This window comes from Bradyrhizobium sp. USDA 4472 (genome assembly GCF_054058595.1).
The window spans coordinates 5,264,731-5,283,728 of record NZ_JBSSAM010000001.1 but is presented as its reverse complement, the minus strand read 5'-3'; the positions used below and the strand labels follow the sequence as shown (position 1 = coordinate 5,283,728).

The 18,998-nt window shown below is 61.4% G+C and carries 13 protein-coding genes; 5 read left to right on the top strand and 8 right to left on the bottom strand.

Annotated elements, in window-relative coordinates:
• Positions 1-15 precede the first annotated feature (15 nt).
• From ACVWZ4_RS24505 to ACVWZ4_RS24495, 3 genes are read right to left on the bottom strand one after another with little or no spacing between them, the layout of a single operon-like run.
• On the bottom strand, positions 16-1,290 hold the full coding sequence (locus ACVWZ4_RS24505; RefSeq protein ID WP_456738193.1) for an O-acetylhomoserine aminocarboxypropyltransferase/cysteine synthase family protein: 1,275 nt from the start codon (positions 1,288-1,290) through the stop codon (positions 16-18).
• Between the two features lie 56 nt (positions 1,291-1,346).
• Positions 1,347-2,327 (bottom strand): amino acid--[acyl-carrier-protein] ligase, encoded by a 981-nt coding sequence (locus tag ACVWZ4_RS24500; protein WP_456704454.1) that lies wholly within the window; start codon positions 2,325-2,327, stop codon positions 1,347-1,349.
• Positions 2,328-2,350: 23 nt separating this feature from the next.
• Positions 2,351-3,577 (bottom strand): acyl-CoA dehydrogenase family protein, encoded by a 1,227-nt coding sequence (locus tag ACVWZ4_RS24495; RefSeq protein WP_456735634.1) that lies wholly within the window; start codon positions 3,575-3,577, stop codon positions 2,351-2,353.
• A 231-nt stretch (positions 3,578-3,808) separates the two neighbouring features.
• On the opposite strand from ACVWZ4_RS24495, the gene ACVWZ4_RS24490 reads away from it, so the two are divergent.
• The 3 genes from ACVWZ4_RS24490 to ACVWZ4_RS24480 are packed head-to-tail and all read left to right on the top strand — an operon-like array spanning position 3,809 to position 6,199.
• The gene (locus tag ACVWZ4_RS24490; protein WP_456705328.1) at positions 3,809-4,108 is read left to right on the top strand and encodes a phosphopantetheine-binding protein; all 300 of its coding nucleotides are present in this window, start codon (positions 3,809-3,811) and stop codon (positions 4,106-4,108) included.
• Entirely contained in the window at positions 4,105-5,919 is a 1,815-nt protein-coding gene (locus tag ACVWZ4_RS24485; RefSeq protein WP_456741389.1) for a long-chain-acyl-CoA synthetase, read from the top strand. Before ACVWZ4_RS24490 ends, ACVWZ4_RS24485 begins: the two co-directional genes overlap by 4 nt.
• 34 nt (positions 5,920-5,953) lie before the next feature.
• Positions 5,954-6,199 carry an acyl carrier protein gene (locus ACVWZ4_RS24480; RefSeq protein WP_456704457.1) on the top strand — a complete coding sequence of 82 codons (246 nt, stop codon included), beginning with the start codon at positions 5,954-5,956 and terminating at the stop codon, positions 6,197-6,199.
• Positions 6,200-6,405: 206 nt separating this feature from the next.
• Here the strand turns inward: ACVWZ4_RS24480 and ACVWZ4_RS24475 are convergent, their stop codons facing one another.
• The gene (locus tag ACVWZ4_RS24475; RefSeq protein ID WP_456704458.1) at positions 6,406-6,666 is read right to left on the bottom strand and encodes a hypothetical protein; all 261 of its coding nucleotides are present in this window, start codon (positions 6,664-6,666) and stop codon (positions 6,406-6,408) included.
• 627 nt (positions 6,667-7,293) lie between these two features.
• Positions 7,294-7,932 carry a LuxR C-terminal-related transcriptional regulator gene (locus ACVWZ4_RS24470; RefSeq protein ID WP_456704459.1) on the bottom strand — a complete coding sequence of 213 codons (639 nt, stop codon included), beginning with the start codon at positions 7,930-7,932 and terminating at the stop codon, positions 7,294-7,296.
• A gap of 815 nt (positions 7,933-8,747) precedes the next feature.
• On the opposite strand from ACVWZ4_RS24470, the gene ACVWZ4_RS24465 reads away from it, so the two are divergent.
• The gene (locus ACVWZ4_RS24465; RefSeq protein ID WP_456704460.1) at positions 8,748-9,641 is read left to right on the top strand and encodes a LuxR C-terminal-related transcriptional regulator; all 894 of its coding nucleotides are present in this window, start codon (positions 8,748-8,750) and stop codon (positions 9,639-9,641) included.
• A gap of 777 nt (positions 9,642-10,418) precedes the next feature.
• Positions 10,419-11,486, top strand: coding sequence for a Wzz/FepE/Etk N-terminal domain-containing protein (locus ACVWZ4_RS24460; RefSeq protein WP_456704461.1), 1,068 nt, complete (start codon positions 10,419-10,421; stop codon positions 11,484-11,486).
• A gap of 332 nt (positions 11,487-11,818) precedes the next feature.
• Here ACVWZ4_RS24460 and ACVWZ4_RS24455 read toward each other — a convergent pair whose 3' ends face one another.
• From ACVWZ4_RS24455 to ACVWZ4_RS24445, 3 genes are all read right to left on the bottom strand, one after another.
• A complete protein-coding gene (locus ACVWZ4_RS24455) occupies positions 11,819-13,243 on the bottom strand; it encodes an HlyD family type I secretion periplasmic adaptor subunit (RefSeq protein WP_456704462.1) in 1,425 nt (474 codons plus the stop codon).
• A complete protein-coding gene (locus ACVWZ4_RS24450) occupies positions 13,230-15,878 on the bottom strand; it encodes a type I secretion system permease/ATPase (protein ID WP_456741388.1) in 2,649 nt (882 codons plus the stop codon). Before ACVWZ4_RS24450 ends, ACVWZ4_RS24455 begins: the two co-directional genes overlap by 14 nt.
• 109 nt (positions 15,879-15,987) lie before the next feature.
• Positions 15,988-18,477 carry a hypothetical protein gene (locus ACVWZ4_RS24445; RefSeq protein ID WP_456763706.1) on the bottom strand — a complete coding sequence of 830 codons (2,490 nt, stop codon included), beginning with the start codon at positions 18,475-18,477 and terminating at the stop codon, positions 15,988-15,990.
• Between the last annotated feature and the right edge of the window lie 521 nt (positions 18,478-18,998).

Genomic DNA, 18,998 nt, shown 5'->3' with positions numbered 1-18,998 from the left:
ATGGTTCACGACACATCAATTCGCAGCACAGAGGGCCTGATCGAGATCCGCGATGATGTCGTCGATGTGCTCGATTCCGACGCTGAGCCTGATCATCTCCGGCCGCACGCCGGCTTTGTCCTGTTCTCCGGGCGACATTTGCCGGTGCGTCGTCGACGCGGGATGACAGGCGAGTGTTTTCGCGTCGCCGATATTGACCAGCCGCTTGCTGAGCTTCAGCGCGTCGTAAAACCGCTTGCCCGCCTCGAAGCCTCCAGCCACGCCAAAGGTCAGCAACGAGCACGCCAGGCCACCTAGATACTTCTGCGTCAGTGCGTGATAGGGGCTGTCGTGAAAGCCCGCATAGTTCACCCACGCGACTCGGCGGTCGTCTCGCAAGAACCTCGCGACCTTTTCGCCGTTTTCGACGTGCCGCTCGACGCGGAGCGCGACTGTCTCAATGCCCTGGAGCAGAAGGAAAGCGTTCATCGGCGCCAGGACGGCGCCGGTGGTCCGCTGGGAGACGGCGCGGCAACGCGCAATGTAGGCGGCGGCCCCGTAGCGCTCGGTGAAAACCAGCCCGTGGTAGGATTTCTCCGGCTCGTTCATCATCGGGAAGCGCCGGCGGTGCTCCGCCCATGGGAACCTGCCGCTGTCGATGATAATTCCACCGAGCGTGGTGCCGTGCCCGCCCATGAATTTCGTCAGCGACTCCACGACGATATCTGCGCCATACTCGATTGGCCGGAGCAGAATCGGTGTCGGCACCGTGTTGTCGACGATCAGCGGGACGCCGTACTTGTGCGCGACTCCGGCCATCGCTTCAATGTCGCAGACGTTTCCGGCCGGATTCCCGACGCTTTCGCAGAACACCGCCCTCGTATCGTCGTCGATCAGTCTTTCTACGCTCTCCGGCCGGTCATCCTCCGAAAACCTCACCGCAATGCCCTGCCTCGGCAGGATGTGCGCGAACAACGTATGCGTGGTGCCGTACAGCTGCGGGACCGAGACGATATTGGTGCCCATCTCCGCGATGTTGACCACCGCATAGTTCACCGCGGCCTGACCACAGGCCACGCTGAGGGCCTCGATGCCTCCTTCCAGGGCGGCAACGCGCCTCTCCAGCACGGCGTTGGTCGGATTGCCGATCCTGGTGTAGCGGAATCCGTCCGCTTCGAGATTGAAGAGCGCGGCTCCATGGTCGGCACTGTCGAATGCATACGAGGCCGTCTGGTAGATCGGCACGGCGACGGCCTTCGTTGCCGGATCATTTTCGAAGCCGCCGTGGACGGCGAGAGTCTCTCTTCTCATGAAGGCTTGCCCTTCGGCCTTTCCCTGCCGGGCCAGCTCCCGACTTCCGTCGCGCATCAGAGCTCCCCGGACACCGAAGGTCCCCCGCGGCGGGTCTGCGCGAATCCCAGAAGGTCCCGCACCGCGATCGGCCACTGGGCAACGTCTTTGCCGTGCGTATGGAACATGGCGACGGCGAGACGGTCCATTCCGAAGGCCACGCAGGCGGTGTGGGCCGGCTCGGAGGCTGCATCGACAATGCCCCAAGCGGTGCCGAAATGATCTCGGTGGTAGTTGAAGCTCATGCATGCGGTCGGTCGCTGCTCGGAGCGTAGCGGCACCAGCAACTCGAACTTCAGCGACTGCTGCTTTTGGCTCACCGCCATCATCTGACCGACACGGCCGAAGAAGGGGTCGTTCGCATAGTCGACCTTGAAGGTCAGTCCGAGATCCCGGGCGATCTCCTGGGCGCGTATCATCCAGCGCTCCCGGAACGACGAGACATGATCGGGGCTGCCGATACAGACGAATTCGCGCATTCTGAAGGACTGCAGCCGGTCGAGATGGCGGGAGGGCTCGCGACGGAAACAATCGGCCGCCACGTCGAAACTCCAGCCGCCAGCCGGCACCGGACCTCGGCTCGCCGCGATCGGATAGACCGGGTAGCATGCGGCCGGCGACAGAACGAGATCGGCCGCTGACAGCGACGCGGTCCAGTCGCCGCCGGCATCGAAGCGGTTGAGCACCGCGTCGATCTCGCTTGCCGTGCCGTGCAAACCGCAGACGCAGCCGAGGAGGTTGGGAAAGCTCTTCAGATAGCCCGACCTTTCGAGCTGGGCACGGTTCATGACGGGGGGGAAGCGCATCACCTCAGTGTTCTGGTCTCGATTCCGCGAGATCACCGCCCCAATTCGCTCCACGACATCTTCATAGAGCGCGGTGCGGCCATAGACGCCGGGGGATCCCATCTCATGGAACAGCGTGTCAGCGAGATGGTCCAACGGATCGGCGGGAGACGGAGTGGAGTCCGCCGGTGCTTCGACAATGCTCAGGTTCATCAGTCCATTCCTTTGGGAGAAATTCAATCGCGCAGGGCCTCCGGGACGCTGCTCATCAGCGTGGCGGTGCCGATGCTGGCGAGGATGCGATCGTTGTTGATCATGATCGGGGCGGACAGCACGTCGCGCAGGTGGCGGCCGATACTTACGTCGGTGTCGTTGCGGTAACCGGACAGGCCGCAGGCGCGCATTGCGTGCATAACGGCGGCGACGGCGAGCTCGGACGCCTCCACCTTGAGAAGATTGATCGAGGACTGGAAGTCGACGGACGACAGCGCGCGCTCGTCCCGTTCGCGAGATTCATAGAACTGGAGATTCGCAGTGATGACGGCGCGCAGTTTCGTCAGTGTCATTTTGGCGGCGGTGAAATGCGCCGCCCCGGGAGGCATATTGCCGCCCGCCCCGCGGGCGGCCTTGCGGATGAAGAGCTGCGCTCGATCCACCGCCGCAGCCGCGATGCCCGCCCAGACCGAGGACCAGCACAGGTGGGCGACGGGTGTCATCGTCTGCGCATGAATCCTTTCGTATGGCACGGGGAATATCCGGTCGGCGGCGCCCCTGAAATTCAACTTGAACCCGGCGCTGCAGGTTCCGCGCATGCCAAGCGTCTCCCATGCGAGAGTGGGCTCCAGCGTATAGTCGTCGCGGGTGATGGCGAGCAGCACCTGATCGGATCCGGCTGAGGAGTCGGAGCGGCGCGCAACAGTGACGATGCCGTCCGCCTCGGCCCCGTACGAAATCACCGTCGCGTCGCGCACCAGCGAAATCTCGGTATCAGCGCGCTCAACTGCGGCCGAGCTGAAGCGTATGTTTCCGCCGTTCTGGCCTTCCGTGGTCGATGATGCCAGCAGCAGCTGTTCGGCAGCCACACGGCGCATGAGGCTTTCATGCCAGCCGCTGCCCGCGCCGTGGCGGACCAGGCACGCGATCTTGGTCTGATGCATCGCGAAGATCATCCCGGCGGAGGCGCACGCACGGCCGAGCCCGTAACACATATCGGCCACCTCGGAGATAGACGCACCGTCCCCACCGAACTCGATCGGTATCTGAGCGCCGAGAAGTCTCTCCCTGCGCGCCGCATCGATCGCCTTCCGCGGGAAGCGCGCCTCGCGATCGACCGCCTCGGCCTCCGTCGCAGCGACCTCTGCGACATTCGCGAGCCGTTCTCCGAACGAGGAACTGTCGGGACAGAAAGCTGCTCGGCCGACTTCCGTTGCGAAATCGCGACGCTTGACCTCCTGCACACTCATGCGCCAAAGCCTCCCTTTTTCATCGATGGACGACGCGAACCGGGTCGGGACAGATCCCGCCCAAACTGCTAGCCCACTTCCCTTGCTGCGTCGTTGGCGCAGAAGTGGGTGTCAAGGAGCTATCACTCCCGGGCGAGGTACCTCCGAAGCAGAGCTATTGACCAGAGGAGCAGTTGGGTATCGTCGTTGCCGATTGTGATCACGCTCGACCACGGCGAGAGGCCAAGTGAAATGCACGACTCTGTCGTCAACGTTCAGAAACGCGTTCTATCCGTCGTCAGAAGCGTCCTCCAGCAGAACGCAATCACCGCCGATGTCCATCCGGAGTCGCGCTTGGTGGATATCGGGCTGAGCTCGATGGGCATGGTCGAGCTGATGCTCAAGGTTGAAGCAGAGTTCGATCTCATCCTTCCCCAACTCGAAATCACGCCCGAGAATTTTCAATCCGTGAAGACGATGGAGCGGATGATCCTCAACCAGCTTGGCTGCGCACGGACGCCGATCCAACCAAACCGCATGATCACATCGTGAAGACAGCCGTGATCCCGCGGGCCACCGGGGGCGCCGCTCCGCCGCGCAGGCGCTCTACTGCCAACACCTGGCTGCAAGGCATCGCACTAACCGCGCGGCTCGAAGACCAGCCGCATCGGTTATTCGCCGACGTCGTGGAAGAATGGGCACAGCGTCAGCCCGACCGACTTGCCTTGCTCTCGGATGGCCAATCCTTCACCTATGGCGAACTCGCCGCCCGGATCAACCGGTATGCTCGCTGGGCGCGGGATCTTGACCTTCGCGCCGGCCGCACCGTCTGTCTGCTGATGCCGAACCGGCCGGACTACCTCGCCTGCTGGCTCGGCATCAGCAGCGTCGGAGCAACCGTGGCGCTGATCAATACGAGACTGGTCGGCCGGTCCCTGGCTCACTGCATCGACGTCGCGCAGGCCGATCACCTCATTCTGGCTTCCGATTGCGTGAATGCGTTTGAGAGCGCACGTCCGCACCTGGACCGCGTGCCGCAACGTTGGACCCTCGGCACGGGCGACGAAAGCGATCTGGACAAGGCGCTCGTCGCCCTCGAGGCACGTCCGCTGACCTCCGCCGAACGTGGCGACGTCACGATCGACGGACGCGCGCTCCTCATCTACACATCTGGCACCACGGGACTACCGAAAGCGGCGAATGTCAGTCATCGCCGGATACTGACCTGGGGGGGATGGTTCGCAGGGCTGACGGACGCATCCACCGACGACCGTCTCTACGATAGCCTGCCGCTCCATCACTCCGTTGGTGGCGTCGCAGCTCCCTGCAGCATGCTCTGCGCTGGTGGTTCGGTCGTGATCGCGGAGAAATTTTCCGCAAGCAGCTTTTGGGACGATATCGAGCGTTTCGACTGCACCATCTTCCAATATATTGGCGAGCTCTGCCGCTATCTGCTGAAGGCGCCGGCGTCCGAGCGAGACCCGCGACACGGACTGCGACTGGCTGTCGGTAACGGATTGCGCGGCGACATCTGGGAGGTGTTCGCCAGCCGGTTCGCGATTCCGCAGATCCTCGAATTCTATGCCGCGACGGAAGGCAATTTTTCCCTGTTCAACGTCGAAGGAAAACCCGGTGCGATCGGCCGGATACCACCGGTGCTGGCGCATCGCTTTCCTGCCGCGATCGTCAAGGTGGACGCCGACAGCGGCAATCCGCTCCGCAGCGACGCCGGGCTCTGCATCGCCTGCGCCCCTGGCGAGACCGGCGAGGCTGTCGGGCATATCGGCAGTGCTGGTCGCGACGGCGTACCTTTCGAAGGTTACACCGATCAGGCCGAAACCGCGAAAAAGATTCTGCGCGACGTCTTTGCTGAAGGCGATGCATGGTTCCGCACTGGTGATCTGATGCTGCGCGATGAGCAGGGCTATTTCCACTTCGTCGACCGCCTCGGCGACACCTTCCGCTGGAAGGGCGAAAACGTCGCGACCAGCGAAGTGAACGACGCAATAAGGGACTGCCCCGGCGTTCTCGATGCCTCGACCTATGGAGTTGCCGTGTCGGGGGTCGATGGCCGCGCCGGCATGGCGGCACTGGTGGTGGACCGCCGTTTCGATTTCGGGATCTTCAGAGAACATCTTTCGTATCGGCTCCCGCGCTATGCAGTCCCAACCTTCGTCAGGTTGTGCCGGGCGCTCGAAGCGACCGACACTTTCAAGCAGAACAAGCAGCGCCTTATCCGCGAGGGGTTTGATCCTTCGGTGACGGACGATCCGCTGTTCCTGCGCGATCCGGTAAGCGGCGACTATCGTTCGATCGACCGTGCGGTCTACGCGCGCATCATTGCGGGCGAAATCAGGCTCTAGCATCGGCTCGGAAAACCGAGATGTGAGGTATACCATGTCAGTCAAGTCGAAGATCTTCTCCGTGATGACGCTGATCGCCGACGAACAGAAGGTCACGCTTCCGCCGCTTGAGGACGATCTGTCGCTGAACGAAACCGGGTTCGATTCGCTGGCATTCGCCATCCTGGTTGCGCGGCTCGAGGACGAGCTCGGTATCGATCCATTCACAGTCGCCGAGGACGCAGCTTTCCCGTCTACCGTCGGAGAGTTTGTCAGAGCCTACGAGAATGTCCCCGCCTGACATCATCGCGCTGCGCCCGTATCTCGGGCAGGAGTCCAAGAATCGCAGGATTTCCGATGCGCCATTGTGTCGCCGGCGGGCATGATTCAGCACAGCTCGTTAACTGGCAGATCCTGCGAGTCGTCCGGCCACTCGGTGCCGGTTGCGATTTTGCAGACCCTCCCCTCGGCTCAAAACCACTCGATCTCGACTCCGGGCCCTGCAGATCATTTCAGCGACAGCCCGTTCAAATACTCGAGCATCGTAGCGCAGGCCTTCTCCGCTTCCGCGAACGTCGCAAACGCCGAACCGGCAATCCTGATCGCGCCGTTCCCTCGATAGAGCGGCCGCCACGACGCCACATACCCGGCGCGTCCATGAAAGCCGGCACCAGCAGGGGTCTCATACGTGATCACAAAGGAAAAGCCGTCGCGGGCCGCGCTCCAAATTTCCATGTCCTCAACGGCACGGTGAAACTGAAGGGACATCAAGATGGGTCCGCACACTCGCTTTCAACCACAGAGTCTCAGTCCTGTTGGCAGGGCCGACTACGGAGACGGCCCTGGCCACTTGGGGGGCAGGGCAGGAAAGGGCCAGGGCCGCCGCTCCAGATGTGCCGAGTGCAGTCGGCACACCTTTACGTCTGCATCTGGATGCCGTTGGTTACCCGCGACTTGTTCTACCTGACAACGGACGAACCGCCATGAACCCAGAGCTGCAGATGACGAATAATTGCACTTTCTTCCCGCCGTCTTGGCTGCAATTCTGGATCAACCGCCAGTCCGGACGGACTACCCATTTAGCTTTCCCGACATTGGCCTAGCCAATCAAGCAGCGCTTGATCTTCAGGGCCCCCTGAAGCTGCTCGTCCAGCCTGACCGGGGGCGGCGCCGGCGACGGATACAGCTGCATCGCTGGCCCGCCGATGCTGATCTGAAGGCTACGACACTGCGCAGGTATCAGGATCACGTCCCAAAACGGCAGATTGCCCGGATCGGTCGTGTCGGCGCGCCCACCCGCATCGCTGCCGAGCCTGGGCCCTTCCCGCCGGGGCCGGCGCTTCCAATAGCGCCCATCGCAGCTTCGGCGAAGAATGGTGGTGCATGCAGACCTTCTCAGCGATCACCATTCGTCGGACTCAATCCGGAGTGCGGAGGTTTCTCCCGCGCGGCCGTGGCGCGATCATGCTGCGAGATGGCAAGGGCCGCGAGCACCGTCCGATTGCTGATTTCAAGCTTTTGAAAGATGTTGTGAAGGTGCACCTTGATGGTGCCGTCGGCAATGTTCAGCCGCCGCCCGATTTCCTTGTTCGACAATCCTTCGGAGACCAGACGCATGATCTGACGCTCGCGTTCCGTCAGCGTCGTCAGCCCATTCTCCAAATTTGCGCCCTGCTCGTGCGACACGATCGATTCTGATGGGGTGGACGGCAGCACGTTGTGACCGTTGGCGATCAGCCGGAGCGACTGCACCAGCGCCTCGGGATCGGAGTCTCTGAGGATGATACTGCAGGTCACCGGCGTCGCCGCGAGCACCAGCTCGCAATCCTCACTCGCAGCGAAAAACACCACATGTGTCGAACGATTTTCTGAATTCACGGTCGAAAGAATTTTCGCGGCGGCAAGCTCAGGCATCGCGGGATCGACAATCGCGATATCGGGCGCCAGGCCCCGGATCGCCTCGATGCAGCTCGCCGCGTCGCTACAAGAAGCGACGATGCTGAAATCGGATGCGGCACCGAGCACACTGCTCATTCCGCGCAAGACGACCGGATGCCGGTCTGCAATGACTACACTAATACGTCGCATTGGGCGCTCCTCAGCCTATCGCCTCCCAAAACATAAACTCTGCACACCCTTTCGCTATTTCACCTACTCTTAGGAGACTCACCCGAAATTTCCATTAATACAACAATTGTCGATGTGGCAGGGCAATACTTAGAGTCATCAGGCACGCTGCTCTGCTCGCTTCCCGACTCTCGCCCCATCAATTCGCGATTCGAAAGCCCGTAAGAACCCGGCAATCAGGCCGCGGCACGCCAGCCTTTATGCCGAGCCAGTCCGGGCAACAGCGGTAACGTCACCGTGCAGGCCTTCGATATTCCTCTATCCCAGATCGATATGCGCCCCCTTTGACACACTCGCAGGATGTGTTCGCGCAAACGTCGCATCGACGAACAAAAACATCGTCAGGTTTTTCACCTTCAAATGAACATCGTCATCTAATTCACCCAGAGGCTGCGCCATAAGGTGCTTTTCTGCACCGTACTTGCACGGGTTAACGATGCCTACCGCCTATAACGAACGATATATAGGGCGATCTGAAATTCGCATCTAACATTCAAAAAAGTTTACTCAACATTAATTATTCGATTTCCACCGACGTGGTCGGACAAAACAAAAAAGAGCATCGCGATCGAGGTAACTCCATATTTCTGAAGACCAGAACCGGAGGGAGAACGACCAAACGAACAACAAGGGCTAATTCGTCCATCGAGAAACCAAAGAAACCAGATTGAGTTTAACCGCCCATCGCTGTTGTGTCATTGCGTAGTAGGCTGGAGGGTAAAATGAGGAGGCGGCATTCTTGCGAGACCGTTCTTATTGGAAAGAACGTTTTGATTAGAGAAGGCATTGCTAAAATCTTGCACGCGGCGAATTTTCACATCCCGGTCTCGGTGTCGAGCCCCGAGGAATTGCCGCACTCACTTCAAGCAGAGAAATTGATGTTCCTTATCGTCCATACGGGCGACGGGTTCAATCTCACGATAGCGCAAATCGGATTTGTGAAAGATCGCTATCCGGACGCTCGCATTGCGATCGTTTCGGACAATTATCGGCCAGTCGACCTCGCCTCGGCATTTCGAGCAGGCGCCAACGGCTACTTTGTCAACGTCAATTCATGCGACGCTTTCATCAAGTCGGTCGAGCTCGTGACAATGGGCGAGACCGTCTTTCCACCTGCATTCCTGTCATTCGCCCTTGATGCCAGTCGCGAACGCGAAACGGCGGAGCCCGGCGAATGCGAACACGCCATCCTCGCCGTTGCGGAGGACGCGATCTTGCCGCAGCTCTCTCCTCGAGAAAACGCAATCCTATCCTGCCTCATCGAAGGCGATTCCAACAAGTGCATTGCCAGGAAGATCAACATCGCCGAGGCAACCGTGAAGGTTCACGTCAAGGCGATCCTGCGGAAGATCCGGGTCCAGAACCGGACACAAGCGGCGATCTGGGGAATGAACCATGGCTCGCGGATACGAGCGATGGACGGTCGCATCCCCTCAGCCGTGGATGCGGGCAGAGGAATCGCGAAGACCCTCGAGGTGATCTCCGAAATGAAGCAACTCGAGGAGCCGGCTCCATTGGTTCCCAACGCTGGTCACGCCGCGGTACCGCCTATCGACGGCCTACTTCGCAAGGCCGGAGTTCGATCGCCTGCCGCAGCCGTACGGCTCTGCAAGTAGATGCAGGGTTGTTGAAACGCCCAGGGGGTCTTCAAACCTCTGACGTCGCGCGAAAGTAACGCCGCGACATGTTCGTGGACATCTCGACACCGGGTGCTTCGCACGATCTGCCCTGCTACCCCGGCGCGAGTAGCAGGCGTGATCGCCGGACACTCTCCTCGGGCTGACGAGGCCCAGGCGCAGGGCTGCGGAGCCCGCTGTTTATCGCGCCCGCAGCGCCTGCTGCTTTGTACCTTGCCCAGCGGGGGCGACGGTGGCTGATGATCCTGCGTGCGCCGGTCTCGATCTCGACCGTCACCGCCGAGCCTCGGCCCATCCTCGAACCTGCATGTCATGTCGCGTTGACCGGGAGGCCGCGTGGCCGGACCAAAACGCTGCTCTTGGCTTTTCAAGGCTCTCGCCTCGCGTAAGCGGCCAATCAGAGCGGCGGCCAACGATAATTGTCACCGAGCCCCGCGCTTCCTCTGCAGGAGGCCGAGTTACCTATTTATCGCCAATTCCCATCCAGCGAGCTGTAATGTACTGATTCAGTCGACACGAGCGACTGGGTGGTAGAGTGCCATGGGCTATGCGTTCTTCACCAATCTGCCGGTCTCTACAAACTTTCCAGCACATTTGGTCGACGGCGGCAGAGCGGCCTCAACAAGCGTCGGTAGTGGTCGTTTAGTTCTCTCGTGCGACTTCGTCTGCTGCCGACCGACGTCCCCTTGGTAAATCGCGGCACATATTCAACACGGGCACCGTCGCGAAGCCTCAACTGACAGCGCTGGTACGAAAATGATGCAGACCAATAGAACGGACAATCGGGATAATATGCCTCGTCCGGCACCGTCCGTGTCCCTGGTGGAAGTGCTAACCTTCATACGACGGCATCTCAGGGCCATATCGCTGACATCTCTCGCAGCGCTTGGCATTGCTATACTTTATCTCGTCACCGCGGTCCCGACGTTCACTGCGAAGGCGGAACTCGTCGTCGACTCGAAAGCGATCGACCCTACGTCGGTGTCAACGGTCGTGGAAAGTCAGATCAGGATCATAAAGTCTGACAGCATCGCTAGCGCTGTGATCGGAAAGCTCGGCCTTGCTCAAGACCCGGAATTCGCGGACCAAGCCAGCCTCTTGCGCACGATGACCAGGTCGATATCCCGTCTGCTTGGCTGGAGCAATCCGGATACGGAAGCTAATGCCGCCCGCTATGTCGTGGAATCATTCCAACGCAAGCTTTCGGCCAAGCGTCTCGGCCCGACGTATCTTGTCGAGATTACTTTCGACTCCCGAGATCCCAATCGAGCGGCGCAGATTCTAAACGCTGTCGCGGAAAAGTATATTTCCCGTCAAATGGACAATGCCGGCTTGCAGGATGATTCATGGGTTAAGGATCGATTGAATGATTTGAGCACCCAGGCAGCGGCTGCCCAAAAGGCATTCGATGATTATAGTAGAACTGGGAAAGATGCAGCGGATTCCGCCGCGACTATGGACAAGCTGGCAGCAGCTGCCGAATCATCCAAAGCCGCCTATGACAATTTTCGTCACGTGCTGCGCAAGACGGAGGCCACGCAACAACAATCCTCGCCGGTGTTTGAGGCGAGTTTCATCACGGGGGCTTCGCCTCCCTTGAGCGCCAGTTCGCCAAAAGCCAGAATTGTGCTTGGAGCAGCGATCATTGTCGGGGCACTTCTTGGCATAGCTATTGGAATACTGCGCGATCTTTCGGAAATTCTCGCCAGCGAAAGCGCGCAAGATGACGCGATCGAGCGAGCTATTCCGGATGTGGTCCGACCAGGTCTTCAATCTGACGCATCGGCAAAGACGCGGCCGGCGCGCCTTACGAGTTCGGGGTGAAGGTCATTGGCCTTCACCCTCATTGCCCGCCATCGATGCTGGCGGGCGTGTCCGCGCTAAGCAAATACGGGTTGAAAGCACTGGACGTTCCTCAACGGTCCGACCCATCGAAGTGAAATGGTCGGGACGGTGAGCGCGGCCGATGGCGGTGCCCCCAAGCCATGGCCGCGCGGACGACGATGCGGCAGCGGGCGCTACGGCGATGCTGTCGATGCTCGGCCTCGATCGCATGATCCATTTCGGTCCCGAGGCGCGCCAGCCGGTCGGGAGAAGTAGTTCAAGCGATTCGACATCGGCAGGTTGCGCGCAACGCTCCGGTGCTCCGCTTCCGTCTATCGCTCCCGCAGCGCCTCCTGCTTGTATCTCGCCAGGGGTGAGAGAAGGTAGCTGATAATCCTGCGCGCGCCGGTCTTGACCTCAACCGTTACCGCCATGCCCGGGCCGAGCTTGACGAGCTTGTCCTCCACCTGCATGTGCGTGCGGTCGAGGGAAATGCGCGCCGCATATTCCAGTTCCTGGCCCTTCGGCTCGCTGCTGCCTTGCGCTGTGCCGGGCGCGCGGTCGTTCGATCCGCCCTGCCTGTCCCGCGTGATGGCGTCGGTCGATACGCTGAGCACGTCCCCGTGCAGCAGCCCATAGCGCGTGAAATTGAACGTATCGACCTTGATCTCCGCCTTCTGTCCGGGATGGACGAAACCGATGTCGCGGTTCGAGAGCATGGCCTCGATCTCGAGCTGACTCTCGCTCGGAACCACGACGGCCAGTGCCTGCGCCGGCGTCACCACGCCTCCCACCGTGTGAACGGCGAGCTGTTGCACGACGCCGTCGACCGGCGCAGTCAAATGCTGAAGCTTCGTGCGCCGTTCCGCCTTGACTACTTCCTGCGCAGCGTTCGCGGCCTTCTGCTCGGCTTTCGCAAGTGCGTCATAGGTTGCACGCCGATACTCCGCGGCAGTCTTTTGTTTCGTTTCCTTCAGCAAGGCGATGGCGGCATCAGCTTCGCGGAGCCTGCTCTGCTGGAGGACCAGATCCTGCTGAAGACCGACCAGCTCCTGATACTCGGAGAGATAGACAACTTTCGAAGCCAGGGCCTTGTCGACGAGACCCTTGCGAATGTCGACCCGCTCCTGGAGCACCGGTATGGTCGCCTGGAGCTTCGCCACGCTCGCCGACGTGGTCGCCCGCTCCGCTTCCTTCTGACCTTGCTGGCGCTCGATCTCGGCGAGCTTCGCGCTCTGCTCGGCGCGCTGGCTGATCAGAAACTGCCGATGCATCTCGATCTCCGCGGCGCTCGCGTCCTGCGGTGCTCGGAAGGCGGCAAGCGGATCGTCGGTGAGTGCAGCGCGCAGCCGCGCAACCTCGAGTTCGGCCGCAACGAGATCGCTTCTCTGGCGTTCCTGATCGGCTTCCGTCATCGTCGGGTCGAGCTCAATCAGAACGTCGCCGGCCTTGACGCTCTGTCCGTCGCGTACGTGGATGGCGCGAACAACGCCCGTCTCGAACGGCTGGATCAGCTTGGTGCGCCCGCCGGGCACGATCTTGCCCGTCGCAGTGGCAACGATATCGACGCTGCCGAATGATGCCCACAGCAGTGCGACGCAAAAGATCGCGATGATGCTCGCCCCGATCGCGCGACCGATCGGTGACGGCGGCGATTCGGTGATCTCGAGCGCCGCGGGCAGAAACGCAATCTCCTGCTCGCGCCGTCGAACCTCGGCTCTGGGAAACGTAACGATATTTCGGCTAGCGGACGTCATGGATACCGGCCTGCAGATAGTGGAGGTTGGCGTAGCGCCCGTTCGAGCGGATCAGCTCATCATGGCTGCCGTCTTCGACGATGCGGCCATGCTCGAGAGTGATGATCCGGTTCGCATTGCGGACGGTCGACAGTCGATGAGCGATGACGAATACTGTCCGGCCAGCGGCAATCCTTTTCATGTTCTGCTGGATAGCGCGCTCGCTCTCGTAATCGAGCGCACTGGTCGCCTCGTCGAGGATAAGGATGCGCGGGTTGGTAATGAGTGCGCGAGCGATCGCGACACGCTGTCGCTGTCCGCCCGATAAACTGCTGCCGCGTTCGCCAACGATGGTGTCATAACCCTCGGGCAGCTCCAGGATGAAGTCGTGAGCGCCGGCGAGTGACGCTGCCTCGATGACGCGCTCCATGGGCATGGTCGGGTCGGCGAGTGCAATGTTCTCGCGAATCGAGCGATTGAAGAGCACGTTCTCCTGCAAAACCACGCCGATCTGACGCCGAAGCCAGGTCAGGTCGACCATCGCGAGGTCGACGCCGTCAACCAGCACGCGTCCGCTCTCCGGCACGTAGAGACGCTGGATCAGCTTGCCGATGGTGCTCTTGCCCGAGCCCGAAGAGCCCACGACACCAACGACCTGGCCGGGCTCGATGCCGAAGGATACGTCATGGAGCACTTCGGGTCCGTCAGCGCGATAGCGGAAGGTTACATGCTCGAACGTGACCTTGCCGCGGATGGGCGGCAGCGCGGCGCGGGCCGAACTGAAGCTTGGCTCGGGAATGGTGTTGAGAATGTCCCCGAGACGATCGACCGACAGGCGGGCCTGATGGAAATCCTGCCAGATCTGCGCGAGCCGAAGCACCGGCATGCTCACCCGCCCCGCCAGCATGTTGAACGCGACCAGCTCGCCGACCGTCAAGTCGCCGCCGATCACGAGCCTCGCGCCGAAGTAGAGCGTCGCGGCGGTGACCAGCTTGTTGATCATCTGAACCGCTTGACTCGCCGTATTGTTCAGGCTGAGCACGCGGAAGCTCGCACCGACATAGCCGGCGAGTTGCTCCTCCCAGCGGCGTTGCATTTGCGGTTCGACCGCCATCGCCTTCAGCGTCTCGACCCCTGTCACGCTCTCGACCAGGAAGGCCTGATTCTCCGAGCCACGATTGAACTTCTCATCGAGGCGCCGGCGAAACAGCGGCGCGGCCCCGACGGAAATTCCGATGTAGAACGGGAACGATGCCACGACGATCAGCGTCAACGTCGTCGAATAGTAGAACATGACCGCCAGGAAGACGACGGTGAACAAGAGATCGACGACGAGCGTGAGCGCCGAGCTCGTCAGGAACTGGCGGATGTTCTCGAGCTCGCGAACGCGTGCGACGGAATCGCCAACGCGGCGTGTCTGGAAATATGCGATGGGCAACGCCATCAGGTGACGAAATAGCCGGGCGCCGAGCTCGACGTCTATGCGGTTCGTCGTGTGCGCGAACAGATGGACGCGCAACGTGCCGAGAACGGTCTCGAACAAGCTCAACGCGACGAGGCCCGCAACCAGGACGTCGAGCGTGCTGATGCTTCGATGCACGAGCACCTTGTCGATGACCACCTGGAAGAACAGCGGGGCGACCAGCGCAAAGACTTGAAGGAAGAACGACGCGATCAGCACTTCGCCGAGAAGACGGCGATACTTGTGGACCGCACCGAGAAACCAGCTGATGTCGAAACGCCGGGAGAGATCCGTCAGCGCGGCGCGGCGGGTCATCAAGATGATGTCGCCGTCCCAGATGAGCTCGAGCTCAGCCTGGGTCATGGATTCCGGGCGGGGGGACAATGGGCGCTGAACAAGAAGCTTGTCGTCGATGACCTTGCCGAGGATCAGGAAGCCGCCGTCGCGCAGCACGGCAATTGCGGGCAGCGGCGTGACGGAAAGCCTGTTCCAGCTCGATCGCTGTGCACGAGCCTTGAGCCCGTACTCCCTGGTACAACGCAGGATTTCGGTCACACCGACCCGCGACGCCCCCATGCGATGCCGGATTTGCTCCGGGTCGGCCGCAATGCCATGGCAACGCAGCAAGATCGCCACCGCAATGAGCCCCGACTGATCGCCGCTCTCAGGCTCAGGACCCGCCTCATGGACGGGCATGTCGCGACGATCGGCGGAATAGGCACGCGTCAGGGCGTCACCGGCCTTGCCAACCAGATCACGCCCGCGCGCAATCAGACCGGCAAAGGCATGATGTGCCCGAGCGGCCAGGCCCTGAGATCCGGTCAGGATCAATCGGCCGTCCCAGATTTCCTCGAATTCCGCACGCGGCATCAACTTCGGATGCGGCGAGGTCGGATGCAGCACAAGCGCGGCATCGTCCTCAATCTTCCCGAGCAGCAGAAATCCGCCATCACGCAGCGCTGCGATTCCGGGCAGGCGGATGCCTGCAAGCTGCTTCCAATGTGTCGTGCGCGAACCGACCTTCAGCCCGAAATCGCGGGCGCATCGCAGCATCGCCTGGATGCCGATTGCGCTCTCGCCACAGCGAGAGCGGAGCTGGTCGGGCTCGGCGTTGACGCCGTGAAGGCGCAGGAACAGAGCCAGGGATCGAAACCCGAGATCCGCGGCGTGGGCATTTCCATTCTGGATCGCCATTTTTTACTCAACCTTTCGCGGCTACCGACCGCGTACGTGGTTCCTTCTCATGCATTCACTGAGATCGACGGTGCCGCACCCAGGCACTGAGCCTGGGTGCGGGCCGGCATTAATGTTGCGGTCGGGCCAGCAATGGTTCGTGACCCAAACCGATCGCCTGCGACACAGCCGACACGATCTGACCGGCATCCACCTGGCCGGTGTGGCCGGCCAGATACTGGTTCAGCAGCGCGAAACTCTGGCTTGCCAAGGACGCCATGCCCGTCGCAGCCGGATGATCCGCCACAGCAATCGACTGCGGCGCGGTCGTCGCCAGAGTGCTGGTACCCGGATCAAAATGCTGTTGGAGCAGCGCAAAGGCCCGGTTTGCCAAGGACCCCGTGTTCGCAGCGGTCTCCTGCGGATGAACCGCAGGGTCGATCGTGTGTGGCGAGGTCCGAGTCACCGCCGTCGTGGTGGGATCAGCATGCTGATGACCCGTCGCGATGTGGTGGTGATGGTGGTGATGAACCGCGGAGCCGACCGTCTGTGACGACGTCGGCGTCACGGCCGTCGTGGCGGTAGCAGCATGCTGATGATCCGTCGCGACGTGGTGCTGGAGGTCGGGCGACGAGGTGGTGGTCGTGGCGGCCGTGGGTCGAGGATCGATCACGGTGATGGTCTGCGGCGAAGCCGTCGAAACTGCGCCGGTTGACGGATCCTTCGCACTTGCCGTCAGGGTAAGTGTCGCAACCGGATGGCCGCCGCCGCGATAGTTCGAGGTCAGCTCCAATCCGCTGTCGACCTGCGCGGCCGTCAGCGTGATGTTATTTCCACCGAACGTTTTGCCGTCGAGCTTGTCAGTGATCGATTCATATTTCGGCAACCCCGTGATGTTCACGGTCACGAGATCGTTTGAATCGGTCGTCGTCACCTTGGCACCGAGATCGACTGTGCCGCCTCTGCCGGCCACCGTGAGCGAGTTATTCGCAATGGTGAGAACCGGCGTGGTCGACGACGGGGTGGACGGCGTCGTGGGTGACGAGGGTGTCGTCGGTGTCGTGGGTGTCGTGGGTGTCGTCGACGTCGGGTCGACCTGCAGACCGGGGAACGTTTTCACCGCGCCGGCAAGGTTCGCAGCGACACCGCTGGCGTCCTTGATGGCCGCACCGCTCGGAAGATTGACCCCGGTGATGGCAAGCGCCGAAGTGCTGGTGTTGGTCGACGCGACAGTCGTTTTGAAGGTGAGCGTGCCCGTGCCCGAACCACCGGAATAAGTGGCCGTGCCGCCGTCATTGAGCGACAGCGTCGGCGTACCCGTCACCGTAACCGCCTCATTGAAGCCGAGTGTCAGCGTGATCGCGTCACCGACGTGCTCGGTGCCAGTGCCCGGAGAGGCCGTGGCCTGCGTCACCGCCGGCGAGATCGGATCGATCTGGAGACCGGCGAAGGTCTTCACCGCGCCCGACAGGCTCGCTGCGACACCGGAAGCATCCTTGATGCTCGCGCCACTCGGAAGGTTGACGCCGGTGATGGCGAGCGCCGAGGTGTTGGTGTCGGTCGCCGCGACAGTCGTTTTGAAGGTGAGCGTGCTCGTGCCCGAACCACCAACATAGGTGGCGGTATTGCCGTCGTTGAGCGAAAGCGTCGGCGTGCCCGTCACCGACACGGCCTCGTTGAAGCCGAGCGACAGGGTGATCGTGTTTCCTGCCTGTTCGATGCCCGTGGCCGGGGAAGCGGTGGCTTGCGTCACCGCCGGTGTGACCGCTGGGGTGGTGGGCGAGGTGCTGCCAGACGGTGTCGGCGTGCCGCCGCTCACGGCCTTGAGCATTGGAAGGACCGAATTCATGTCCAGACGGAGCGCGTTCATTGTCGCCGAGTCATAGGCGTTCGCCTGGGTGCGAATGGCGGTCTGGGTGCCTCCAGTATCGATGACGTAGGCGCCATATTGCTGGAGGGCGTGGAACACTTCCTGACCGAGCGTGGAAAGGCCGGAGGGCATTGGCGTTCCGGGCGCAATGGCCAGAAGCTCGCCTTCCTGCATTATGCCGCTGGAACTGTTGCCGTCGGTGGCGATAGCGGGGGAGACGTAGCCTGGCTTCAAGAGCGAGCCGTCGACCGCAAGCTGCAGGGCATGATCGATGGTGCCCGTGTCCGTCTGCGCCTTGATCAGCATCCCGCCCAGCTCGCTCGCACCGACTGCAAGGATGCCTGCGCCCTTCCCGGCGGTGCCCCAACCGGTGTCCGTCACGGCGTTTGCCTCGCCATACGACTGGGCGGTCGCGGTCGTGTTGCTGGTGCGGTTGAACCGCCAGAAATTATAGACGTTGTCGCCGTCGACGATAACGATCGAGGAGTCGGTTGGGGTCCCGCCGGTCGCCCCGACCGGAACGTGGACGCTAACGGTCCCGCCTGGCCATCCCCAGCTGGCGGGAACAGACACCTGCACGACGGGGTCCGACGACGAGGCGACGTAGACTGGCACGTTGCCCCAGCCCACGTCGTAGTTCCATCCGGTCGAGGCGGGCCAGTTGAGCGAGGTATAGGTTGCTCCGGTCGGGACCTGCTGGTTCCAAGCAGAGGTCGACGAGAACGGAGTGGATGACAGGTTGAACGACATACGTACCCTTTCGTTCTATTTGCAGACTTAGAGAGTCTTTTCGTGACAACGGAATTCCACTGCCGCGCATCGTGAAGGCGCGCGACATACCACGTGCTCGCAACCTCAGGTCGCGAGCAGATTCCAACGCATCGCTGTCTCGGACCGCGAGCGGATTCCAACGCATCACAGTCTCGGACTGCGAGCGGATTCCAAAGCAGTGGGATTTGGATTTGCCCCCCAACTGCTAGGTCGGCTGGCTAAAGAGCAAAAATGGCGAAAAAACTTTCAAAGTGTGATTTATACCCAAGTATGTCGCGCCATTATGTGCCCATTTTGCGCAAGGTATTGAATTGCTTGGCTCAAGACACGCGCGTTCAATTTACCTATCAGCTTGTTTCGCCGTCGGAGAGGTACAGCTGGGTCCCACGCCGGGATGGAAACGTTGCGTAGGCGAGCACATCATTGTTGGGCGCTGCTCTTGCCCGCATGCGCCAGCGCCTTGCGCATGAACTGCAGGCGGCAACCCACGCAATGTGGCG